The 21,445-nt window shown below is 65.2% G+C and carries 17 protein-coding genes; 13 read left to right on the top strand and 4 right to left on the bottom strand.

Annotated elements, in window-relative coordinates; translation table 11 throughout:
- Nucleotides 1-13 precede the first annotated feature (13 nt).
- On the bottom strand, nt 14-1,009 hold the full coding sequence (locus ACFQX9_RS33025; RefSeq protein WP_026233068.1) for a TRAP transporter substrate-binding protein: 996 nt from the start codon (nt 1,007-1,009) through the stop codon (nt 14-16).
- Nucleotides 1,010-1,195: 186 nt separating this feature from the next.
- Between ACFQX9_RS33025 and ugpB the strand changes: the two genes are divergently transcribed.
- From ugpB to ACFQX9_RS32975, 10 genes are all read left to right on the top strand, one after another.
- Nucleotides 1,196-2,536, top strand: a complete 1,341-nt coding sequence (gene ugpB / locus ACFQX9_RS33020) for a sn-glycerol-3-phosphate ABC transporter substrate-binding protein UgpB (RefSeq protein ID WP_377791570.1) — start codon at nt 1,196-1,198, stop codon at nt 2,534-2,536.
- 154 nt (nt 2,537-2,690) lie between these two features.
- Complete coding sequence (locus ACFQX9_RS33015; protein WP_377791569.1) at nt 2,691-3,638, top strand: aminoglycoside phosphotransferase family protein; 948 nt, start codon at nt 2,691-2,693, stop codon at nt 3,636-3,638.
- 261 nt (nt 3,639-3,899) lie between these two features.
- Entirely contained in the window at nt 3,900-5,522 is a 1,623-nt protein-coding gene (locus tag ACFQX9_RS33010; protein WP_085349651.1) for an ABC transporter substrate-binding protein, read from the top strand.
- Between the two features lie 297 nt (nt 5,523-5,819).
- Complete coding sequence (locus tag ACFQX9_RS33005) at nt 5,820-6,833, top strand: ABC transporter permease (RefSeq protein WP_018456013.1); 1,014 nt, start codon at nt 5,820-5,822, stop codon at nt 6,831-6,833.
- A 62-nt stretch (nt 6,834-6,895) separates the two neighbouring features.
- Nucleotides 6,896-7,795, top strand: coding sequence for an ABC transporter permease (locus ACFQX9_RS33000; RefSeq protein ID WP_377791568.1), 900 nt, complete (start codon nt 6,896-6,898; stop codon nt 7,793-7,795).
- A 103-nt stretch (nt 7,796-7,898) separates the two neighbouring features.
- On the top strand, nt 7,899-9,638 hold the full coding sequence (locus ACFQX9_RS32995) for a dipeptide ABC transporter ATP-binding protein (protein ID WP_377791567.1): 1,740 nt from the start codon (nt 7,899-7,901) through the stop codon (nt 9,636-9,638).
- Between the two features lie 19 nt (nt 9,639-9,657).
- Nucleotides 9,658-9,837 (top strand): DUF4089 domain-containing protein, encoded by a 180-nt coding sequence (locus tag ACFQX9_RS32990; RefSeq protein WP_085384932.1) that lies wholly within the window; start codon nt 9,658-9,660, stop codon nt 9,835-9,837.
- A 7-nt stretch (nt 9,838-9,844) separates the two neighbouring features.
- Nucleotides 9,845-11,242, top strand: coding sequence for an AtzE family amidohydrolase (locus tag ACFQX9_RS32985; RefSeq protein WP_166517593.1), 1,398 nt, complete (start codon nt 9,845-9,847; stop codon nt 11,240-11,242).
- Between the two features lies 1 nt (nt 11,243).
- The gene (hpxZ, locus tag ACFQX9_RS32980) at nt 11,244-11,636 is read left to right on the top strand and encodes an oxalurate catabolism protein HpxZ (RefSeq protein WP_007615793.1); all 393 of its coding nucleotides are present in this window, start codon (nt 11,244-11,246) and stop codon (nt 11,634-11,636) included.
- 4 nt (nt 11,637-11,640) lie between these two features.
- Nucleotides 11,641-12,363, top strand: a complete 723-nt coding sequence (locus ACFQX9_RS32975) for a GntR family transcriptional regulator (protein ID WP_368508881.1) — start codon at nt 11,641-11,643, stop codon at nt 12,361-12,363.
- Nucleotides 12,364-12,473: 110 nt separating this feature from the next.
- Here ACFQX9_RS32975 and atzF read toward each other — a convergent pair whose 3' ends face one another.
- Nucleotides 12,474-14,291, bottom strand: coding sequence for an allophanate hydrolase (atzF, locus tag ACFQX9_RS32970; protein ID WP_166520820.1), 1,818 nt, complete (start codon nt 14,289-14,291; stop codon nt 12,474-12,476).
- Nucleotides 14,292-14,660: 369 nt separating this feature from the next.
- Between atzF and ACFQX9_RS32965 the strand changes: the two genes are divergently transcribed.
- Nucleotides 14,661-16,511 carry a feruloyl-CoA synthase gene (locus ACFQX9_RS32965; RefSeq protein ID WP_085349655.1) on the top strand — a complete coding sequence of 617 codons (1,851 nt, stop codon included), beginning with the start codon at nt 14,661-14,663 and terminating at the stop codon, nt 16,509-16,511.
- A gap of 353 nt (nt 16,512-16,864) precedes the next feature.
- Here the strand turns inward: ACFQX9_RS32965 and ACFQX9_RS32960 are convergent, their stop codons facing one another.
- A complete protein-coding gene (locus ACFQX9_RS32960) occupies nt 16,865-17,371 on the bottom strand; it encodes a MarR family winged helix-turn-helix transcriptional regulator (protein WP_018456022.1) in 507 nt (168 codons plus the stop codon).
- 83 nt (nt 17,372-17,454) lie between these two features.
- On the opposite strand from ACFQX9_RS32960, the gene ACFQX9_RS32955 reads away from it, so the two are divergent.
- Both ACFQX9_RS32955 and ACFQX9_RS32950 read left to right on the top strand, forming a co-directional pair.
- A complete protein-coding gene (locus tag ACFQX9_RS32955) occupies nt 17,455-18,675 on the top strand; it encodes a cytochrome P450 (protein ID WP_368508879.1) in 1,221 nt (406 codons plus the stop codon).
- Between the two features lie 44 nt (nt 18,676-18,719).
- Nucleotides 18,720-19,931: an ABC transporter substrate-binding protein gene (locus ACFQX9_RS32950; protein WP_377791566.1), complete on the top strand. Its 1,212-nt coding sequence runs from the start codon at nt 18,720-18,722 to the stop codon at nt 19,929-19,931.
- Nucleotides 19,932-20,091: 160 nt separating this feature from the next.
- Here ACFQX9_RS32950 and ACFQX9_RS32945 read toward each other — a convergent pair whose 3' ends face one another.
- Nucleotides 20,092-21,354: an NAD(P)/FAD-dependent oxidoreductase gene (locus ACFQX9_RS32945; protein ID WP_018456025.1), complete on the bottom strand. Its 1,263-nt coding sequence runs from the start codon at nt 21,352-21,354 to the stop codon at nt 20,092-20,094.
- Nucleotides 21,355-21,445: the final 91 nt, after the last annotated feature.

Below are 21,445 nucleotides of genomic sequence, written 5' to 3'. Positions count from 1 at the left end.
CGGGCAAGAGGCCTCACTCCACCTTGCGAATGCGTTCGATCAGCGCGGCCGCGGCCGGATCCTGCCCGGCCTTGGCGTAGATCGCGACCATCGCGTCTTCGAACGGCTTGCGGTCGATATCCCTGACGATGGTGACGCCCGCTGCTTCCGCCTTGCGCTGCGACTGCTCCTCCAGGTCGCGCCATTTCTCGCGCATGAAGCGGCTGGAGCGCTGTGCGGCTTCCCTGAAGATGGTTTGCTCGTCGGCCGACAGGCTTTTCCAGGCCTTCAGCGAAATCACCAGCACTTCGGGGCTCATGGTGTGCTCGGTGAGGGCGAGATAGCCGGCATGTTTGTAATGGTCCGTCGTCACGTAGGATGGCCAGTTGTTCTCGGCGCCGTCGATCAGGTGGTTGGCAAGCCCGGCAAGCACCTGCCCATAGGGCATCTCGACCGGCTCCGCGCCGAGCGCGCGGATCATCTGGCTCATCAACTCCGACTGCTGCACCCGGATCCGCAATCCCTTGAGGTCCGCGACGTTTCTGACCGGGCGGGCGCCGTTGTAGATCGATCGCGCGCCGGAATCGTAGAAGGCGAGGCCAACGAAGCCGTAGGGCTCGAAGCTGCCGAGGATCTCGCTGCCGATCGGCCCGTCCAGCACCTTCTGCATGTGCTCGATGGACCGGAACAGGAACGGCATCGCCAGCACGTTCATCGCCGGAACGAAATTGCCGATCAGCGCCACATTGGTCCGGTTGAGATCGATCGCACCGACCCGGGTCTGCTCGATGGTCTCCTTCTCCTCGCCGAGTTGGCGGGAGTGGAAGACCTTGACCTCGTGCCGACCGCCGCTGCGCTCGGCGATCAGGGCGCCCATGTAGCGCAGCGCCTGCACGGTCGGATAATCCTCGGTCTGGGTGTCGGCGGCGCGGAACTCACGCGCAGCAGCTCCCGTCGCGCAGAGGGCGATCAAAAGCGCGACGAAAACCACCCCGGTCCGCGTGCGTTCGGCACGGTTCAACACTGGCACACTCAACCCCTCAGTGGTGGAGTCTATGGCGGGAGGAAAAGGTTCAATGCAATCTAGCAGATGGTCGTGGGAAGGCCATCCCGCCGGGCGCCTCGACGTGATTGTGCGGCGCGGCCGGGGCTCATTCCCGGTTGAAACCGCAAATGCCGCGCCTTAAGCAGGGGCAGCCGCTTTCGTCGGTGCGGCATGGAAAGAGCCATCGTGACTTCAGCATCGCGCCTTTTGCAGGTCGTCGCCGCCTTTGCGGCGCTCTCCTTGGCCGCGCCGGTGCGTGCCGCGACCGACATCGCGTGGTGGCACGCCATGTCCGGCGAACTCGGCCGGCAACTGGAAAAGCTCGCCTCCGACTTCAACGCCTCGCAGCCGGATTATCGCGTGGTGCCAACTTACAAGGGCAGTTACACCGAGACGGTGACGGCCGCGATCTTCGCCTTCCGCTCGCGGAGCCAGCCCGCGATCGTCCAGGTCAACGAGGTCGCCACCGCCACCATGACCGCGGCCAAGGGCGCGATCTATCCCGTGTTCAGCCTGATGCGGGACATGAAGGAGCCGTTCTCGCTCAATGACTACCTTCCCGCGGTCTCCGGCTACTACACCGATGCGGCCGGCAATCTCTTGTCCTTCCCGTTCAATTCGTCGACGCCGATTCTTTATTACAACAAGACCATGTTCCGCGACGCAGGGCTCGATCCGGAGGCGCCGCCGAAGACCTGGCCGGAGCTTGGCGCTGCTGCAAAACGCCTGCGCGATCGCGGCGCGGTGTGCGGCTTCACCACCTCCTGGCCGTCCTGGATCCATGTCGAGAATTTTTCAGCCTTCCACAATCTGCCGCTGGCAACGCGGGCGAACGGCTTTGCCGCGTTGGATGCCGAGCTGACCATCAACAATCCGTCTCTCGTGCGTCACGTCTCCGAGCTCAGCGAGTGGCAGAAAACGAAAGTGTTCGACTATAGCGGCCGCGGCCAGTCGGCCGAGCCGCGCTTCCAGAACGGCGAATGCGGCATCTTCATCGGCTCCTCGGCGACGCGCGCCGACATCAAGGCGAATTCGAAGTTCGAGATCGGCTACGGCATGATGCCGTATTGGCCCGACGTGAAGGGTGCGCCGCAGAATTCGATCATCGGTGGCGCCACGCTGTGGGTGCTGCGCGACCGTCCGCGCGAGGAATACAAAGGCGTGGCACGATTCTTCGCCTATCTGTCGCAGCCCGGCGTGCAGGCCGCCTGGCACCAGAACACCGGCTATCTGCCTGTCACCCGCGCCGCCTTCGAGCTGACGCGCGCGCAAGGTTTTTACGAGCGCAATCCGGGCTCGGCGATGTCGTTCGAAGAGATCACGCTGCATCCGCCGACGGAGAATTCAAAGGGCATCCGGCTCGGCTCCTTCGTGCTGATCCGCGGCGCGATTGAGGACGAGCTGGAGGAGGCCTTTGCCGGCCGCAAGAGCGCGCAAGCCGCGCTCGATGCTGCGGTCGAACGCGGCAACAAGATCCTGCGCCAGTTCGAGCGCGCCAGCCCGGATAGGTAGGGGGAGGGATGGTAGCTCGGCGTTAAGGCGCAAGGCCATTCCACAGCGTCATGGCCGGGCTTGTCCCGGCCATCCACGCCTTGGCCGCAGCACGAAGAACGTGGATGCCCGGGACAAGCCCGGGCATGACGAGCTCAACAGCCGTTAGGTTACGATGTCGATGAAACTCCCTCACTGCGCCGACGCGGCAAGCTTTCGCGCCTTTCGCGCCGACCCTCCGCGATGGCTGCCGATCGCGCTCGACATCGCCCGCAGCCACGATCTCGATGCCAGCGCGCCGCACGTCTTTGCGACCGGCACCAATCTCGTGGTCGGGCTCGGCGATCGCCTGATCCTGAAAATCTTCCCGCCGCTGCTCCGCGCGCAGTTCGTCTCCGAGCACGGCTCGCTGGCCCAACTTGCCGGTCGCATTGATTTGCCAATTCCCGAGATCGTCGCGGAAGGCGATCGCGACGGCTGGCCTTATCTGATCATCACACGCCTTGCCGGCACGCTCGGCTCGGAGGTCTGGCCGTCGTTGCCGGAAGCGCAGAAGGAGCGCGTGCTGCGACAGATCGGCGAGACCATCGCCGCCGTGCAGCGCGCGCCGCTCGGCTCACTCGCGCAGATCCAGCCGCGCTGGGACGACTTCATGCGGGCCCAGATGCAGGGCTGCAAGGCGCGGCACACGCGTCTCGGCCTGGCGCCGAAATTCCTCGCCAGCCTCGACGATCTCCTGCGTGATGCGGCCGCGCTCATTCCGATGGATGCGTCGCCGGTGATCCTGATCGGCGAATACATTCCGGAGAACTTCCTGCTCGCCCGCCACGACGATCAATGGTCGCTCGCCGGCCTGTTCGACTTCGGCGACGTGCTGGCGGGATGGCGGGACTACGATCTGCTCGGCCCTAGCGCCTTCATGGCAGCGGGCCGGCCGGGCAGGGTGCGCAACCTGCTCGAAGGCTTTGGCTATGCGAAGCTCGACTTCGCGCTCAAGCGACGGCTGATGGCCCTGATGCTGCTGCATCGCGCCAGCGACCTCAACAGCCACATCTGCATCGAGGGCTGGCAGGAGCAGGCGGATGATCTGGTCGAACTTCAGGAGCTGATCTGGCCGGGGTGACGGGCCGCGATCGATAGCCGCGCCACCTAGGGGCGAGACGCGCTCACGCAATAGGCTGGTATTGTCGAAAGCCTATTTTTTAGGCAAATATACCTGTTTGTATGCAATGTCCGACGGCTTGGCTTCTGATCGACGGCCCGGATAGCAGCCTTTTCCTATAAACATTTCATGGGCTTATGCTGGTTTAATCCTTGCTTAAGCCTTGGCACGAACCTTGCGAATCCAGTTCCAACCAGAAAACTTTTGTGTTGGAGCCATTCCATGAAGCGCCGCGATTTCCTCAAGTCCGTTTCCGGATTGGCCGCAGGCGCGGCGCTTCCGGCCATGCCGTCCGTGATCTCGTCGGCCAAGGCCGATGCGCGCTCGGAGACGCTGCTGATCGTCTCGGAAGGCGGCCCCAACAATCTCGATATCCACGGCGTCGGCACCAACGTGCCCGGCTATGAGGTGTCCTGGAATTGCTACGACCGCCTGCTCAGCCACGAGATGAAGACCGGCCCCGGCGGCGTGCCCTATTACGACCGCGACAAGTTCAAGGGCGAACTCGCCGAGGACTTCAAGATCGACGACATGTCGGTCACCTTCAAGCTGAAGAAGAACGCCAAATTCCACGACGGCGCGCCTGTGACCGCCAAGGACGTGAAGTGGTCGCTCGACCGAGCCGTCAGCGTCGGCGGATTCCCCACCTTCCAGATGAGCGCGGGCTCGCTCACGAAACCCGAGCAGTTCGTCGTGATCGACGACTACACGGTACGTGTCGACTTCCTGAAGAAGGACAAGCTGACGATCCCCGATCTCGCGGTGATCGTGCCCTGCATCATCAATTCCGAGCTGGTGAAGAAGAACGCCAGCGAGAAGGATCCCTGGGGACTCGAATTCACCAAGCAGCAGACCGCGGGCTCCGGCGCCTACAAGGTGACGAAGTGGACCGCCGGCACCGAAGTGGTGATGGAGCGCAACGACGATTGGGTCGGCGGCCCGCTGCCGAAGATCAAGCGCGTGATCTGGCGCATGGTGCCGCAGGCCGGCAATCGCCGCGCGCTGCTGGAGCGCGGCGACGCCGACATCTCCTATGAGCTGCCGTTCAAGGATTTCCAGGAGATGAAGGCGAGCGGCAAGCTCAACGTGGTGTCGCTGCCGTTCTCCAACGGCATCCAGTATATCGGCATGAACGTGACCAAGCCGCCGTTCGACAATCCCAAGGTACGTCAGGCGGTCGCCTGCGCGATTCCCTATCAGAAGATCATGGACGCGGTGATGTTCGGGCTGGCTAACCCGATGTTCGGCGCGCCCAAGGACAAGCCAACCGAAGTCGCCTGGCCGCAGCCGCACAAATACAACACCGACATGGACAAGGCGAAGGCGCTGCTGGCCGAGGCCGGCTACCCGAACGGCTTCGAGACCACGATCTCGTTCGACCTCAACTTCGCCGGCGTCAACGAGCCGCTCTGCGTGCTGGTGCAGGAGAGCCTGGCCCAGATCGGCATCAAGACCACCATCAACAAGGTGCCCGGCGCCAACTGGCGCACCGAATTGAACAAGAAGGAAATGCCGCTCTTCACCAACGTATTCTCGGGCTGGCTCGATTACCCCGAATACTTCTTCTACTGGTGCTATCACGGCAATAATTCCGTCTTCAACACCATGAGCTACAAGTCGGCGGAGATGGACAAGCTGATCGACGGCGCACGCGCGGCCGCCGCGACCGGCGACACCGCGACCTACGACACCGACGTGAAGGGCTTCGTCGACCTCGCCTACAGCGACATCCCGCGCATCCCGCTGTACCAGCCGTTCGTCAACGTCGCGATGCAGAAGAACATCAGCGGCTACCAATACTGGTTCCACCGGAGGCTGGATTATCGCGCGATGGCGAAGGGGTAAGGGGATGGCGGGCGAGATGGTCGCGTCATCGACTCTCTTTCTGAGTGAGGCGGCCACCGCTCAATCATTCCATCTCCCCTTGTGGGAGAGGGGCAGGGTGAGGGGTAGCCACGAACTCCGATCTCGCTTGGGGCTCCCCCTCACCCTGCCCCTCTCCCATCGCAAGTCGGGCCTGCCCGACTTGCGCCAATCACCAATGCGCAACCGGGGTAGACCCCGGTTGCGTGGGAGAGGGGGCGCAGCGGAGCACGTGGCGCGAACCCGCCCACAAACGCAGAGCAGCAGGAGCGCAACCCCATGCTGACCATGATCGGCAAGCGCCTGATGTTCGCGATTCCTTCGCTGATCGGGGTCGTCATCGTCACCTTCCTGCTGACCCGCGCATTGCCCGGTGATCCCGCGGCGTATTTCGCCGGCCCCGCCGCAACGAAAGAAGCCGTCGAGCAGATCCGGAAAAAACTCGGCCTCGACAAGCCGCTGATCGAGCAGTTCTTTCGCTACACCAACGATCTCGCCCATGGCGATTTCGGCAACTCGCTCACGACCGGCCAGCCGGTCGCAGCCGAGATCCGCAACCGCCTGCCGGCCTCCGCCGAGCTGACGCTGCTCGGCCTCATCGTCTCGGTCGTGATCGCGATTCCGCTCGGCGTGCTGGCGGCGACGCGGCCGGGCTCATGGGTCGACCATCTCTGCCGTGTGACGACGACGGCCGGCGTCTCGCTGCCGGTGTTCTTCACAGGTCTGGTGCTGGTCTATGTGTTCTATTTCCGGCTCGGCTGGTCGCCCGCGCCGCTCGGCCGGCTCGATGTGTTCTACAGCGCGCCGCCGACAGTGACCGGCTTCTATCTGATCGACACCCTGATCGCGCGCGACTTCGAGGCGTTCCGTTCGGCATGCAGCCAGCTCATCCTGCCGGCGACGACGCTTGCGATCTTCTCGCTGGCGCCGATCGCGCGCATGACGCGCGCCTCGATGCTGGCGGTGCTGTCCTCCGAATTCGTGCGCACCGCGCGTGCCAGCGGCCTGTCGCCGGCGACCGTCATCGTCACCTACGCCTTCCGCAACGCGATGCTCCCCGTCATCACCACGCTGAGCATGGTGTTCTCGTTCCTGCTCGGCGCCAACGTGCTGGTGGAGAAAGTGTTCGCCTGGCCAGGCATCGGCTCTTACGCCGTCGAAGCGCTGATCTCGTCGGACTTCGCGCCGGTGCAGGGGTTCGTGCTGACCATGGCGGTGATGTACGTGCTGCTCAATCTCGTGATCGACATTCTCTATGGCGTGATCGATCCGCGCGTGCGGCTGGAGGGGTAGAGCATGATCCGGAAAAGTGGGCACCGGTTTTCCGATCAGATCATGCTCAAAAGGATAGAGTCATGAGCACCGTTGCGCCTGCCGTTGAACCCGTCGGCCCCGCGCGCACGTCGGGTCTCGTCGCGCTCCTCGACCAGACCCGCTACGTGCTCGGCGAGAACAAGGTCACCGGCTTTGCATTCGCGCTGCTGATCGTGATCCTCCTTGCCGCGATCTTCGGCCCCTATGTGGTGCCGTATGACCCGCTGGCGTCCGACACCGTGGTGTCGCTGAAGCCGCCGTCGGCCGCGCACTGGTTCGGTACCGACCAATTGGGCCGCGACATCTTCAGCCGGGTCGTGGTGGCGACGCGGCTCGATACGTTCATCGCGGTCGCCTCCGTCGCGCTGGTGTTCCTGATGGGCGGGCTCGCCGGCATCGCGGCCGGCTATTTCGGCGGCTGGACCGATCGCATCGTCGGCCGCATCGCCGACACCATCATGGCATTCCCGCTGTTCGTGCTCGCCATGGGCATCGTCGCCGCGCTCGGCAATACGGTGCAGAACATCATCCTGGCCACGGCCATCGTGAACTTTCCGCTCTATGCCCGCGTCGCGCGCGCCGAAGCCAATGTCCGCCGCAATGCCGGCTTCGTGCAGGCCGCGCGGCTGTCCGGCAACGGCGAATTCCGCATTCTCCTCGTGCATATCCTGCCGAACATCATGCCGATCATGATCGTGCAGATGTCGCTGACCATGGGCTACGCCATCCTCAATGCCGCCGGTCTCTCGTTCATCGGCCTCGGCGTGCGTCCGCCGACGGCGGAATGGGGCATCATGGTCGCCGAAGGCGCCGGCTTCATGGTGTCAGGCGAATGGTGGATCGCGCTATTCCCGGGCCTAGCTCTGATGATCGCCGTGTTCTGCTTCAACCTCGTCGGCGACGGCCTGCGCGACATCGTCGACCCCCAGCGGAGGACGTGATGGCTGGGTTAGGCGTACTTTTTCGCTCGAAATTCCCCAATGAAATCAACCTCATTCTACTGTGCATGGGGTTGTTTTCGCCATTTTTAGTTGGGAGGTGCCCATGACCGCCCCGCCGCTGCTCGACGTCCAGGACCTTACCGTCGAATTCAGCACCCGCCGCGGCATCGTCAAGGCGGTGCAGCACGTCAACATTTCCGTCGCCAAGGGCGAGACGCTCGCGATCGTCGGCGAGTCAGGCTCCGGCAAATCGGTGACCTCCTACGCGGTGATGCGCATTCTCGACCGCGCGGGGCGGATCGCCGAAGGCTCGGTGATGTTCTCGGGCATCGACGTCAAGGCTGCGACCGAAGACCAGATGCGCGATTTGCGCGGTCGCGAAGTCTCGATGATCTTCCAGAATCCGCGCGCCGCGCTCAACCCGATCCGGAAGGTCGGCGACCAGATCGAGGACGTGCTGCGCACCCATGTCCAGCAGGCCATGGTTTCGGACCGCGGCGAGAAGGCGATCGAGGCGCTGGAGCAGGTCAAGATCGCCCGCCCGCGCGAGCGCTATCACGCCTATCCGTTCGAGCTGTCCGGCGGCATGTGCCAGCGCGTTGTCATCGCGCTCGCGCTCGCCTGCAATCCGCAGCTACTGATCGCGGACGAGCCGACGACCGGATTGGACGTCACCACGCAGAAGGCGGTGATGGATCTGATCGTGGAATTGACCAAGCGCAAGGCAATGTCCACCATCCTGATCACGCACGATCTCGGCCTCGCCGCTGCTTATTGCGACCGCGTCGTCGTGATGGAAAAGGGCAGGGTGGTCGAGACCGCCAAGGCCGCCGACATCTTCGCCAACCCGCAGCACCCCTACACCAAGAAGCTGATGCGCGCGACGCCGCGGCTCGGCGTGAGCCTGCGGGATCTGTTGCCGGAGGAGGAAGGCGCAGCACTCGCCGCCACGAGCGCAGCATCCGCGGAATTGGCTCCGACCGCCGCGGCGGGCAAGACGCCCCTTCTCCTCATCGACAAGCTGGTCAAGGAATATCCCCGTCAGGGCGCCACTGCCACGCTCGGGAAATTGTTCGGCCGCAAGCCGCCTGTAGAGCCCGACGTGTTCCGCGCGGTCGACGGCATCAGCTTCACGGTCGGTCACGGCGAGAGCGTCGGCCTGGTCGGCGAGTCCGGCTGCGGCAAATCGACCACGTCGATGATGGTGATGCGGCTGCTGGACCAGACCTCGGGGCTGATCCAGTTCGACGGCGAGGACATCGGCGGCATCGCGCCCGCCGGCTTTGCCCGGCTGCCGCAGCGCAGCCGCATCCAGATGGTGTTCCAGGATCCGACCGACAGCCTCAACCCGCGCTTCACCGCCGTGCGTGCCATCGCCGATCCCATCATGCAGCTCGGCGACGTCAGGGGGCGCGACGCGCTCCGCGCCCGCTGCGAGGAGCTCGCCACCATGGTGGGCCTGCCGCACAATCTGCTGGATCGCTTCCCGCACCAATTGTCGGGCGGCCAGAAGGCCCGCGTCGGCATCGCCCGCGCCATCGCCCTGCACCCGAAACTGGTCATCCTGGACGAGCCGACCGCCGCGCTCGACGTTTCGGTCCAGGCCGTGGTCCTCAATCTGCTCCAGGACCTCAAGGCCCGGCTAGGTATGAGTTATCTGTTCGTCTCGCATGATTTGAACGTAGTGCGCTTGTTGTGCGATCGTGTCATTGTCATGCGGTCGGGTCGAATCGTCGAGGAAGGATCTTCCGAGAGGGTCTTGAGCGATCCGCAGGACGACTACACCAAGGAGCTGCTGACGGCGATCCCGCATCCGCCGCTGCAGACACTGGGCGCACACTGAGAGCTTGTTTGGGAGCGTGATGGCCGAACCGTTGGACGATTATATCGACGCTGTCACCAAAGCGTTGGCGTTGCCCGTCGAGGAAGCATGGAGGGCGTCCATCCGCGCCAATCTCGAGGTCTCGCTGCGGCTCGGCCGCCTCGTCGACGAATTCGCGCTGCCGGACGAGGCCGAGCCGGCGCCCGTGTTCACGGTCTGACGCCGCCATGACGACCAAGCCAGAGATGACGGCCTCCGAGATCGCGAGCGCGGTTGCGGGCCGCAAGATGTCCGCGCTCGATGCGACCGAAGCCGCGCTTGCGCGCATCAAGCAGCACGACACCATCCTCAATGCGTTTACCGACATCGCCGCCGATCGCGCCCGCGCCAAAGCGCGCGCAATCGATGCCGATATCGCCGCCGGCAAGACCGTCGGCCCGCTCGCCGGCGTGCCCTTTGCGGTGAAGAATCTGTTCGACATCGCGGGCCTCGCCACCCGCGCGGGTTCGAAGATCAACCGAGACCGCGTGCCCGCCAGCCGCGACGCCACGCTGATCGAGCGGATGGAAGCGGCCGGCGCCGTGCTGGTCGGCGCGCTCAACATGGGCGAATACGCCTACGACTTCACCGGCGAGAACGTCCATGACGGTCCCTCGCGCAATCCGCACGATACGACGCGGATGAGCGGCGGCTCCTCCGGCGGCTCGGGCAGCGCCGTTGGTGGCGCGCTGGTGCCGATCGCGCTCGGTTCCGACACCAACGGTTCGATCCGCGTGCCGTCCTCGTTCTGCGGCATCTTCGGCCTGAAGCCGACCTATGGCCGGCTCTCGCGTGCGCGCTCTTTCCCGTTCGTCGCGAGCCTCGATCATCTCGGCCCGTTCGCGCGCTCCGCCACCGATCTCGCGCTGGCCTATGACGCCATGCAGGGACCGGATGCCGACGATGCCGCCTGCACCACCACACGTGGTCTGGAGCCGACGACACCGCTGCTTGCCAATCCGGTGTCCGACCTGCGCATCGCGATCGCCGGCGGCTACTTCCAGAAAAATTTGTTTCCGGAAGCCGTCGAAGCCGTCAGCCGCGTCGCCAAGGCGCTGGGTGCAACGCGCGTGGTGGACGTGCCCGAAGCCGCGCGCGCCCGCGCGGCGGCCTATGTCATCACCACCACCGAGGGCGCCTCGCTGCATCTCGATCGGCTGCGCACACGCCCGAACGACTTCGATCCTGCCGTGCGCGACCGGCTGATCGCGGGCGCCATGGTGCCGGCGCCGCTGGTCGACCGCGCGCAAAAATTCCGCCGCTGGTATCGCGCGCAATTCGCGGAGATTTTCAAATCCGTCGACGTACTGATCGCACCGGCGACGCCATGCACCGCGCCGAAGCTCGGCCAGGTCAATTTCAATCTCGGCGGCGTCGAGCTGCCGGTGCGCGCCAATATCGGCATCCACACCCAGCCGATCTCATTCATCGGCCTCCCCGTCGTCGCCGTGCCGGTGCCGCTCGAACCGTTGCCGATCGGCGTGCAGATCATCGCCGCGCCATGGCGCGAGGACATCGCGCTGCGCGTCGCGTACGCGTTGGAGAAGATGGGCGTCGCCGCCGCGCCCAGCCCAAAAGGATTTTGAGATGGAGATCGATCTCCCCGACGTGATCGCGGACGTCAAAGCCGCATTCGAGCGCTATGAGCAGGCCCTGATCACCAACGACGTCGCGGTGCTCGGCGAGCTCTTTCGCAACGATCCCCGCACGCTGCGCTATGGCATCGGCGAGAACCTCTACGGCTATGAGGCGATCTCCGGATTCCGCGCCGGGCGCTCGCCGGTCGGCCTCAACCGCCGCACCGCCAAAACCGTGATCACCAGCTATGGCCGCGACACCGCGGTCGCCTCCACCCTGTTCTATCGCGACACGATGCCGGGTAAGGTCGGCCGGCAGATGCAGACCTGGGTAAAATTCCCGGAGGGCTGGCGCGTCGTCGCCGCCCATGTCAGCATCATCGACGAGTCGAAAGAGACCTGACCGTATGACGCTTGACGATCTTCCGCCCGGAACGCTGCCGGCCGAACCGGCGGTGCCGCGTGTCGACCGGGGGGCGCCGTCAGCGCACAAGGTCACGCGCGCCGAGGAGCTGCGCCTGCAACTCGCCGACGAGATCGTGCGCGGAGCTCTGCCACCCGGTGCGCCGCTTGACGAGACCGACATCGCGCGCCGCTTCAGCGTTTCGCGCACGCCGGTGCGGGAAGCCCTGCGTCAGCTCGTGGCAAGCGGCCTCGTCGAAGCGCGCGCTCATCGCGGCGCGGTGGTGGCGCAGCCCTCGTTCGAACGGCTGACGGGCATGTTCGAGGCCATGGCGGAGCTTGAGGCGCTGTGTGCGGGTCTTGCCGCCGAGCGCATGTCCGCCACTGAGCGTCACGGCCTGGAAGCCATCCACGAAGAACTGCGGGTGTTGAGCTACGCCGGCAATCCCGAGCGCTTCCACGAGGTCAACGAGCGCTTCCACAACGCGATCTATGCGGGATCGCAGAACGGCTACATCGCCGAGATCACGCTGGCGACGCGCGTGCGCGTACAGCCGTTTCGCCGCGCCCAGTTCCGCAATCTCGGCCGTCTCGCCAAGTCGCAAGCCGAGCACGACCGCGTTGTCGTCGCCATCATGCGCGGCGACAAGCAGGGCGCCGCCGCCGCGATGCGCGCGCATATCGAGCTGGTGCGCGGGGAGTACGAGATCTACGCGGTGTCGGTTTAGGGGCGCGCGCACGGTTGCGTAGGGTGGGCAAAGGCGCAAAGCGCCGTGCCCACCATCTCCCCAAGCTGACGGTGATGGCGGGCACGTTTCGCTTTGCCCACCTACGAGACCTACGCTGTCGTAGCTTCCGCCATATACTTCCGCCAGCCGCCATACGCGGTGATGTCGCGAGCCTCGCCCAGCACCTCGGGCTCGACGAGAAATCCCTTCACGCTGCGGCCATCGGCCAGCCGCACCGTGCCGATCGCCATCGGCGCGGGAATCGCGTTGACGAACTTGCCGAAGGCGGACGACGACAGCGACCAGATTTCCAGCTCGATCGACGCGCCCTTGCCGGCCTCGACGCGCAGCATGCCCGGCTTTGGCGGCGTGGTCTTCAATGCGTAGAGCTTGTAGTCCGCCGCGGTCCTGGTTGCCTCGATCAGCTGGCCGTTCAGCGCTTTCAGTTCGCCGTTCAGCGCCATGCCGGACAGATGCGCGCCGACCACGGCGATGGGAATCTCGTCGACGCCGCTTGCGGCAAGCGGCGCCAGCGAGGCTTGCACGACGCCCTTTGCGCCAAGCGTCAGTTTGGTATCGGCATGGAACACGCGGCCGATGCTGGCGAGCAGCGCATCGTGCCCGGTGGGTGCAAGAATTGTGATGCCGAACGGGATGCCGTCGGCGCGCATCGCCGCCGGCAGCGCGAGACCACAGAGATCGAGCAGATTGACAAAATTGGTATAGGTGCCGAGCCGGCTGTTGAGCTCGACCGGATTGGCCCGCACTTGCGCGGTCGTATAGGCCGTCGGCGCCGTCGGCAGCACCAGCGCGTCGATATTGGTGAAGGTGCGTTCGGCGATCTTGCGCAGGCCCTGCAGACGATAGAGCGCGGAGAAGGTGTCCGTCGCCGTCAACCGCGCACCGGCCGCGGTGATCTCGCGCGTCACGGGATGGATCGCCTCCGGTGCCGAGGCGAGCAGGTCGCGGATCACGAGATAGCGCTCGGCCACCCACGGTCCCTCGTAGAGCAGTCGGGCCGTCTCATAGAACGGCTCGAGGTCGAATTCGACGAGCGTTGCCCCAAGCGCGGTCCAGCGCTTCAGCGCCTCGGCGTAAGCCGCTTCCGCCTTCTTGTCGCCGAAGAAGATCAGCTGTCCGCTGCGTGGCACGCCCAGGCGCAGGTTTGCCGGGAGCGGGGTGATCGCGCCAAGCGGCCGGTCGCGCGAGAACGGATCTGCCTGATCGGGACCTGCCATCACGGAGAGCGCCAGCGCGGCGTCGTCGACCGTCAAAGCGAATACCGAGATGCAGTCGAGCGTCCGGCAGGCCGGCACCAGGCCAGCGGTCGAAATCATGCCGAGGCTCGGCTTGAGACCGACGATGTTGTTGAGCATCGCCGGCACGCGGCCTGAGCCGGCGGTGTCGGTGCCGAGCGACAGTGGCACCAGCCCGGCGCCGACGGCGGTGGCCGATCCCGAGCTCGAGCCGCCGGGAATGAGGTCCTCGCGGATCGCGTTTCTGGGGATGCCGTGGGGCGAGCGCACGCCGACAAGGCCGGTCGCGAACTGGTCGAGATTGGTCTTGCCGATGATGATCGCGCCGGCGGCGCGCAGCCGCTGCACCGCGGTCGAATCATGTGTCGGGGTATACGAGAAGGCCGGGCACGCCGCGGTGGTCGGAAATCCCAGCGCGTCGATATTGTCCTTCACCACGACCGGCACGCCATAGAGCGGCAGGCTGGCGGCGTCCTTGGTGGCGAGCTTCTCGGCCTCCGTGATCGCGTCCTTTTCGTCGCGCAGGCTGATGAAGACGGCGGGGTCGTTGTGGTCGCGGATGCGCTGATAGGTGCGCGCGACCGTCTGCGCCGGTGTGAGCGTGCCCGCGCGATGCGCGGCCACGATCGCGGCGACCGTTTCAGGCTGCTCAGCCCCCATTTCAGCCTTCATGGCGACAAATCTCCGGCTACGTCTCTTCACCCCGATCGAAGCAAGCGATGTGCCATTGTGTACAGAATCCGGGCAGGACAAGTGCTGCGGATATTACCGAGAGATCAGTGGCTTGTGGGATATTTCGAGCTCCGGCGGACCTTCGTGTCAGCGCCCTGTTACGAGCATTTGCGCAAATAATAGGCAGCTAGATCAGGTGCAGCCAGCAATCCATGCCGCGGATGCGCGGCGACCAGCCCTTTGAACGGCGGCGGGCCCGTCCCACTTGGCCCCAGCTTGCGCCCCAACAATTGTCGTGGCCAACATGCTGGCCAACGCGGGCCGCGACGAGGCTGCGACCGGTCCCGGCTTCCGGGCGAGGAGGAAACCATGACAGCCGCCCCACGCGGTGATGCTTCGAGCCTGTTTGCGACACCCAGAACCGTTGCCGAGCATCGCGCCGACGGCAGCATCGTGCTGCGCTCGCCCGAGCCTCTGCGCGATGGCGCGCGCTGCGTCGGCGACTGGCTGGAGCAATGGGCGCGGCAGAGGCCCGACGCGATTTTCCTCGCCGAGCGCAGCAGTGCCGAAGCGCCATGGAGCACCGTTACCTATGCGCAGGCGCTGCGCCAGGCGCGCGCGGCGGCGTCCTGGATTCTGGCGCACGGTCTCGGCGCGGAGCGCCCGCTCGCGATCCTCTCCGACAACAGCATCGATCATGCGCTGCTGGCACTGGCGGCGCAGCACGTCGGCGTGCCCTCGGCGGCGATCTCGCCGGCCTATTCCCTGATGTCAAAGGACTTCGACAAGCTCAAGAGCATGATCGCGTTGCTTGAGCCCGCCGCGATCTATGTCTCCGCGACGAGGCCGTTTGCGGCGGCGCTGGCCGCGATCAAGCCGCTGCATAGCGCGCAGATTATCAGCGGCAATGCCGACGATGCCGATGCGCTGGCCTTTCGCACTATCGCGGCAACGCCCGAGAGCCCCGACGTCGCAAAGGCCTTCGCCGCGGTGACGCCCGATACGATCGTAAAACTCCTGTTCACTTCGGGCTCGACCGGCACGCCGAAAGCCGTGATCAACACCCAGCGCATGCTGACGTCCAGCCAGCAGGCCAAGGCGCAGACCTGGACTTTTCTCGAACAGGCGCGCGACGATCTGGTCATTCTCGACTGGCTGCCCTGGAGCCACACGTTTGGCGCGAACCACAATTTCAATCTCGTGCTGCGCAATGGCGGCTCGCTCTATATCGACGGCGGCAAGCCGGCGCCCGGTCTGTTTGCGATGTCGCTCGCCAATCTCAGAAGCGTGATGCCGACGGTCTATTTCAACGTGCCGCGCGGCTTCGACATGTTGATCGCGGCGCTGCGCGGCGACGAGGAGCTGTGTCGCCGCTTCTTCAGCGAGGTGAAATTCGCGTTCTACGCCGGTGCGGCGCTGCCGCAGAATCTCTGGGATGCGCTGGAAGAACTCTCCGTCAAGACTGTTGGCCGCGCGATGCCGATGGTCTCGGCCTGGGGCTCGACCGAGACGTCGCCGCTGGCCACCGACTGCCATTTCCTCGCGGAGCGCTCGGGCAATATCGGCGTGCCCATTCCCGGCACCGAACTGAAGCTCGTTACCTCCGGCGACAAGCGGGAGGTGCGCGTGCGCGGCCCCAACGTCACGCCGGGCTATTGGAAGGCGCCGGAGCTGACCAGGCAGGCTTTTGACGACGAGGGCTTTTATCTCATCGGTGATGCCGTGAAGTTCGCCGACGCGAACCGGCCCGAACGCGGCCTATTCTTTGACGGCCGCGTCGCGGAGGATTTCAAGCTCAATTCCGGCACCTGGGTCAGTGTCGGCACACTGCGCCTCGCCGGCATCGCCGCGCTGGCGCCGCTCGCGCAGGACATCGTCGTCACCGGCCATGGCGGCGACGAGGTGCGCTTCCTGGTGTTTCCGAACATCGCTGCGTGCCGCGCGCATGCCGGCCTGCCCGAGACCGCAGGCGTGAACGACGTGCTCGCGCATGAGAAGATCAGAGCCGCGATCGCGCGGGGGCTGGCGAAACTGAAGCAACACGGCGCCAACTCCTCCGGCCACGCCACGCGCGCGTTGCTGCTCGCCGAGCCGCCGTCGGTCGACGGCGGCGAGATCACCGACAAGGGCTACATCAACCAGCGCGCGGTGCTGACGCGCCGTGCCGATGCGGTGGCGCGGTTGGATGACGATGCGCCGGGCGAGTGGATCGGTCTGTAGCGCTTGGGCCTGTGCCCCGGACGCAGCGCAGCACGCAGTGATGCGCTGCAGAGCCGGGGCCATTCTTCGTGATTGGCATCTATGGATCCCGGCTCTGCGCAGCAGCGTTTCACGCTGCAGCGCGTCCGGAGAGCTCGGCAAACCCAACTACGCCAGCCGCCTTGCCGCATTATGCTGCACGATTCTTTTGTTGCCCACGCAACTAATTTATGCGAACCGTTCCAGACACGGATGACGGCGGGAGGAACCGCCGCGTCGGATCGGAGGAAGCTATGCTCGGCAGAGAGGGTGCCGCCGGCGAATGTTGGCGCATGCCTGGAAATGACAGGGCTCAGCGCCCGCTGTGTGGCCCGTCAGGTCTCGGTGCTGCCGGTCACCGCGCCGAGATTTTCATGCAGGCGGCGCAACAGGTCGATCAGCACCTCGCGCTCGTCCTTGTCCAGGCAGGACAACAGGCGCCGTTCGCGCTCGAATGCAGCGACGATCACCTTGTCATGGATGGCGCGGCCCTTCGCCGTCAGCGAGATCGAATGGGTGCGCCCGTCATTGGGATCGGTACGGATCGAGATCAACCCCCGCTTTTCCAGGCCGGCCAGCGTCCGACTCACCGGGCCCTTGTCGAAACCGATGACGTGGCAGATGCGCGAGGCGGGAATGCCGGGCTCGATCGCGAGCAGCGACATGATCCGCCATTCCGTGACGTTGACGCCGAACTCTCGCTGATAGAACGCGGTGGCGCTGTTCGAGAGCTTGTTGGCGATGAAGGTGATGAACGCGGGGACGTAGCGGTCGAGATCGAGCGTCGGTCCCGTCTCGGCGGGCGCAGGTTTCTGGCGGGCTCTGGTCGAAGGCGGCGGCATGTCGGGATTCTGTCTCGCGGCGTGTCTGGAGACCTAAAGGTAAGCGCGGCCCTTTCACAAGATCAAAATGAGGGAGGACTTCCATGAGCACTTCCAGCTCCCAGGAAATTAACGGTTCGTCGGCCGTCCCGCATCTCGACGTCGATCCGTTCGCGATGGATTTTTTCGCCGATCCCTATCCCACGCATGAGCTGCTGCGGGAGGCGGGACCTGTCGTCTATCTCGACAAGTGGAACGTCTATGGCGTGGCGCGCTATGCCGAAGTTCATGCCGTGCTGAACGATCCCGCAACGTTCTGCTCCAGCCGCGGCGTCGGCCTCGCCGATTTCGCGAAGGAGACGCCGTGGCGGCCGCCCAGCCTGATCCTTGAGGCCGATCCTCCCGAGCACACCCGCACCCGCGCCGTGCTCTCAAAGGTGCTGTCGCCGACGGTGATGAAGGGGCTGCGCGACCGCTTTGCCGCGGCAGCGGAAGAGCGTGTGGACGCGCTGCTGGAGAAACGCAACTTCGATGCCATCACGGACCTTGCCGAGGCCTATCCGCTGTCGATCTTCCCAGATGCGCTCGGGCTTAAGCCTGAGGGACGCGAGAATCTCATTCCCTATGCGAGCCTGGTGTTCAACGCCTTCGGCCCGCCGAACCAGTTGCGCAACGAGGCGATCGCGCGCTCGGCGCCTCACCAGGCCTACGTCACCGAGCAGTGCCAGCGGGACAGCCTCACGCCCGGCGGCATCGGCGCCTGCATCCACGCCCATGTCGGCGAGGGTGCCATCACCGCGACCGAAGCGCCGCTGTTGGTGCGTTCGCTTCTGTCAGCGGGCCTCGACACCACCGTCAACGGCATCGGTGCAGCGGTCTACTGTCTCGCGCGCTTCCCTGAGCAGTGGCAGCGCCTGCGCAACGATTTTACGCTGGCGCGCAACGCTTTCGAGGAGGCCGTTCGTTTTGAAAGCCCGGTGCAGACCTTCTTCCGCACGACCACGCGCGAAGTCGAACTGTCAGGCGCGACCATCGGTGAGGGCGAGAAGGTGTTGATGTTCCTGGCGGCTGCCAATCGCGATCCGCGGCGCTGGGACAAGCCCGACAGCTACGACATCACCCGCCGCACGTCCGGCCATGTTGGCTATGGCTCAGGTATTCACATGTGCGTCGGCCAGCTGGTCGCGCGGCTCGAAGGCGAGACAATGCTCGCGGCGCTGGCCCGCCGGATCGCAAAGATCGAGATCATGGGCGAGCCGCAGCGCCGCTTCAACAACACGCTGCGCGGGCTCGACAGCCTGCCTGTGAGCATTACGCCAGCCTGACGCTGTCGTCATCGCAAACAACAAATACGACAGGGGAGGGAACAATGAAGAACTTGAAGTGGACGCTTGCGCTGGCCGCGAGCCTGATTGGCGGCGCGGCAAATGCTGAGATCTCGGACAATGTCGTGCGCGTCGGCGTGCTCAACGACATCTCCGGCATTTTCCAGGACACCAACGGCATGGGCTCGGTCGAGGCCGCGCGCATGGCCGCTGAGGATTTCAACGGCGGCGGCAAAGGCATCAAGGTCGAGATCGTCTATGCCGATCACCAGAACAAGGCCGACGTCGGCAATGCCATCGCGCGCAAATGGCTCGATGTCGAGGGCGTCGACGCCATCGTCGACGTGCCGAACTCGGCCGTTGGCCTCTCCATCAACACGCTGCTGCGCGACAGCCGCATGACGTTCCTGGCGTCGTCCACCGCGAGCTCCGATCTCACCGGCAAGGCCTGCTCGCCCAACACTATCCAGTGGGTCAACGACGCCTGGGCGACCGGCAACACCACGGCGGCCGCGATGATGTCGCGCGGCGGCAAGGACTGGTATTTCCTCACGGTTGACTACGCACTCGGCAAGGGCATCGAGGCGGAAGCCCAGAAATACATCGAGGCGCATGGCGGCAAGGTGTTGGGCTCCTCCAAGCATCCGCTCGGCACGTCCGACTTCGCGTCCTTCCTGTTGCAGGCGCAGGGCTCGAAGGCCCAAGTGATCGGGCTCGCCAATGCCGGCGGCGACACCATCAACGCGGTGAAGCAGGCGGCCGAGTTCGGGATACAGCAGGGCGGACAAAAGCTCGTCGCCTTCCTGCTCTTCATCAACGACGTCCACGGCATGGGCATCAAGGTCGCGCAAGGGCTCCAGCTCATGGAGGCCTTCTACTGGGACATGAACGACGACACCCGCGCCTTCGCCAAGCGCTTCGCGGCGCGGCCCGGCATGAACGGCAAGATGCCGAGCGGCAACCAGGCCGGGGTCTATGCCTCCACGCTCGCTTATCTCAACGCGGTTGCCGTCACGGGCAGCGACAATGCCAAGGACGCCGTGCCTGAGATGAAAAAGTTCAAGGGCAAGGACAAGCTGTTCGGCGACACCGCGATTCGCCAGGACGGCCGCGTCGTGCATCCGATGTATCTGTTCGAGGTGAAGAAGCCGGAGGAGTCGAAATATCCGTATGACTATTACAAGCTGGTTTCGACGATCTCAGCGGAGCAGGCGTTTCGGCCGCTGGCGGAAGGTGGATGTGAGTTGGTGAAGTAGGTCTCGTGCCCGAACGAACTGCGGCGCGTAGCGCTGCGCTGCAGAGGCAGGGCCATGACTGGCTGAGTCCCATGACTTCTGAGTCCCATGGCTGCTGGGTCCCGGCTCTGCGTCGCGCCATTTCATGCCGCGCCGCGTCCGGGACACGAGAGGAACGCCCCTACACCACCTTGCTCGATCCCTGCGTGATCAGCCGCGCGGCGCGCTGGTCGCGGGCGTAGATCCAGAGCCAGCTCAGGGCGACGCTGAGGCGGTGGCGCAAGCCGATCAGGAAGTAGATATGGGCGATGCCCCAGATCCACCACGCGATGGTGCCGCGCAGCTTGATGCGGCCGAAGTCGATCACCGCCAGCCGCTTGCCGATCTGCGCGAGGCTGCCGGAGTGCTTGTAGCGGAACGGGCCTGTCGGCTCCTGGCGCAGCCGGGCCTTGATGGTCTCGGCCACGTGACGGCCCTGCTGCTTGGCGGCCGGCGCGATGCCGGGCACAGGCTTGCCGTCCCAGGCGTTGATCAAAACGGTGTCGCCAATTGCAAAGATCTCGGGATGACCGGGGATCGTAAGATCGGCCTCCACTTGGACGCGCCCGGCGCGATCGGCCGGTGCGCCCAGCCATTCCGCCGCGGGCGAGGCGCGCACGCCGGCGGCCCAGATTCGTGTCTTGGCTTCGAGCAGCTTGCCGCCGAACACCACGCCCTCGCGGTTGATCTCAGTGACGGCTTGGCCGAGCACGACCTCGACGCCGATCTTCTCCAGCGAGGCCTGGGCATAGGCCGAGAGATCATCTGGAAAGCCTGCCAGCACCCGCGGACCCGCCTCGATCAGCACCACGCGCGCCTTGTTGGTGTCGATGTTGCGGAAGTCGGCTGGCAAGGTGTGGTGCGCCATCTCGGCGATGGTGCCGGCGAGTTCGACGCCGGTGGGGCCGGCGCCGACGATGACGAAAGTCAATCGTGCCGCGCGTTTGGCCGGATCGGTCTCACGCTCGGCGCGCTCGAACGCCACCAGGATATGACGGCGCAGCGTGGTCGCGTCCTCCAGTGTTTTAAGACCCGGCGCCCATTGCTCCCATTCGTCGTGGCCGAAATAGGCGTGACGCGCGCCGGTGGCGAGCACCAGCGTGTCGTAAGGCACCTCGCTGCCGTCGTCGATCAGCACGCAGCGCCTGTCGGCATCGACGCCGCTGACCGTCGCAAACAGCGTCGTAACATCGCGCCGGTCGCGCATCAGGTGCCGGACCGGCCAGGCGATCTCGCTGGTGGCGAGCGAGGCGGTGGCGACCTGATAGAGCAGCGGCTGGAACAAATGATGGTTGCGGCGGTCGATCAGCGTGATCTCGACCGGGCTGCCGGCGAGCCGGTGGGTCGCCTCCAGCCCGCCGAAACCGGCTCCGACGATGACGACGCGGTGCGGTGTCGTGGTCATGATGCGCCCTTCCGAATCTCGCGGCTCTATCCTCATCTAAACGCTGATCAGGCGCCGCGGTCCAATAGCCGTCGTCAATCGAGGCATAGGC

The sequence above is a fragment of the Bradyrhizobium sp. GCM10028915 genome (assembly GCF_042666195.1).
Taxonomy (GTDB): Bacteria; Pseudomonadota; Alphaproteobacteria; order Rhizobiales; family Xanthobacteraceae; genus Bradyrhizobium; species Bradyrhizobium canariense_D.
Note: the sequence above shows the minus strand (reverse complement) of the source record. Positions and strands in the feature narration are given on the sequence as shown.

Coding starts and splice junctions, on each gene's coding strand:
- ugpB (WP_377791570.1), top strand. CDS start 1,196: ATGGAAAGAGCCATCGTGACTTCAGCATCGCGCCTTTTGCAGGTCGTC.
- ACFQX9_RS33015 (WP_377791569.1), top strand. CDS start 2,691: ATGTCGATGAAACTCCCTCACTGCGCCGACGCGGCAAGCTTTCGCGCC.
- ACFQX9_RS33010 (WP_085349651.1), top strand. CDS start 3,900: ATGAAGCGCCGCGATTTCCTCAAGTCCGTTTCCGGATTGGCCGCAGGC.
- ACFQX9_RS33005 (WP_018456013.1), top strand. CDS start 5,820: ATGCTGACCATGATCGGCAAGCGCCTGATGTTCGCGATTCCTTCGCTG.
- ACFQX9_RS33000 (WP_377791568.1), top strand. CDS start 6,896: ATGAGCACCGTTGCGCCTGCCGTTGAACCCGTCGGCCCCGCGCGCACG.
- ACFQX9_RS32995 (WP_377791567.1), top strand. CDS start 7,899: ATGACCGCCCCGCCGCTGCTCGACGTCCAGGACCTTACCGTCGAATTC.
- ACFQX9_RS32990 (WP_085384932.1), top strand. CDS start 9,658: ATGGCCGAACCGTTGGACGATTATATCGACGCTGTCACCAAAGCGTTG.
- ACFQX9_RS32985 (WP_166517593.1), top strand. CDS start 9,845: ATGACGACCAAGCCAGAGATGACGGCCTCCGAGATCGCGAGCGCGGTT.
- hpxZ (WP_007615793.1), top strand. CDS start 11,244: ATGGAGATCGATCTCCCCGACGTGATCGCGGACGTCAAAGCCGCATTC.
- ACFQX9_RS32975 (WP_368508881.1), top strand. CDS start 11,641: ATGACGCTTGACGATCTTCCGCCCGGAACGCTGCCGGCCGAACCGGCG.
- atzF (WP_166520820.1), bottom strand. CDS start 14,291: ATGAAGGCTGAAATGGGGGCTGAGCAGCCTGAAACGGTCGCCGCGATC.
- ACFQX9_RS32965 (WP_085349655.1), top strand. CDS start 14,661: ATGACAGCCGCCCCACGCGGTGATGCTTCGAGCCTGTTTGCGACACCC.
- ACFQX9_RS32960 (WP_018456022.1), bottom strand. CDS start 17,371: ATGCCGCCGCCTTCGACCAGAGCCCGCCAGAAACCTGCGCCCGCCGAG.
- ACFQX9_RS32955 (WP_368508879.1), top strand. CDS start 17,455: ATGAGCACTTCCAGCTCCCAGGAAATTAACGGTTCGTCGGCCGTCCCG.
- ACFQX9_RS32950 (WP_377791566.1), top strand. CDS start 18,720: ATGAAGAACTTGAAGTGGACGCTTGCGCTGGCCGCGAGCCTGATTGGC.
- ACFQX9_RS32945 (WP_018456025.1), bottom strand. CDS start 21,354: ATGACCACGACACCGCACCGCGTCGTCATCGTCGGAGCCGGTTTCGGC.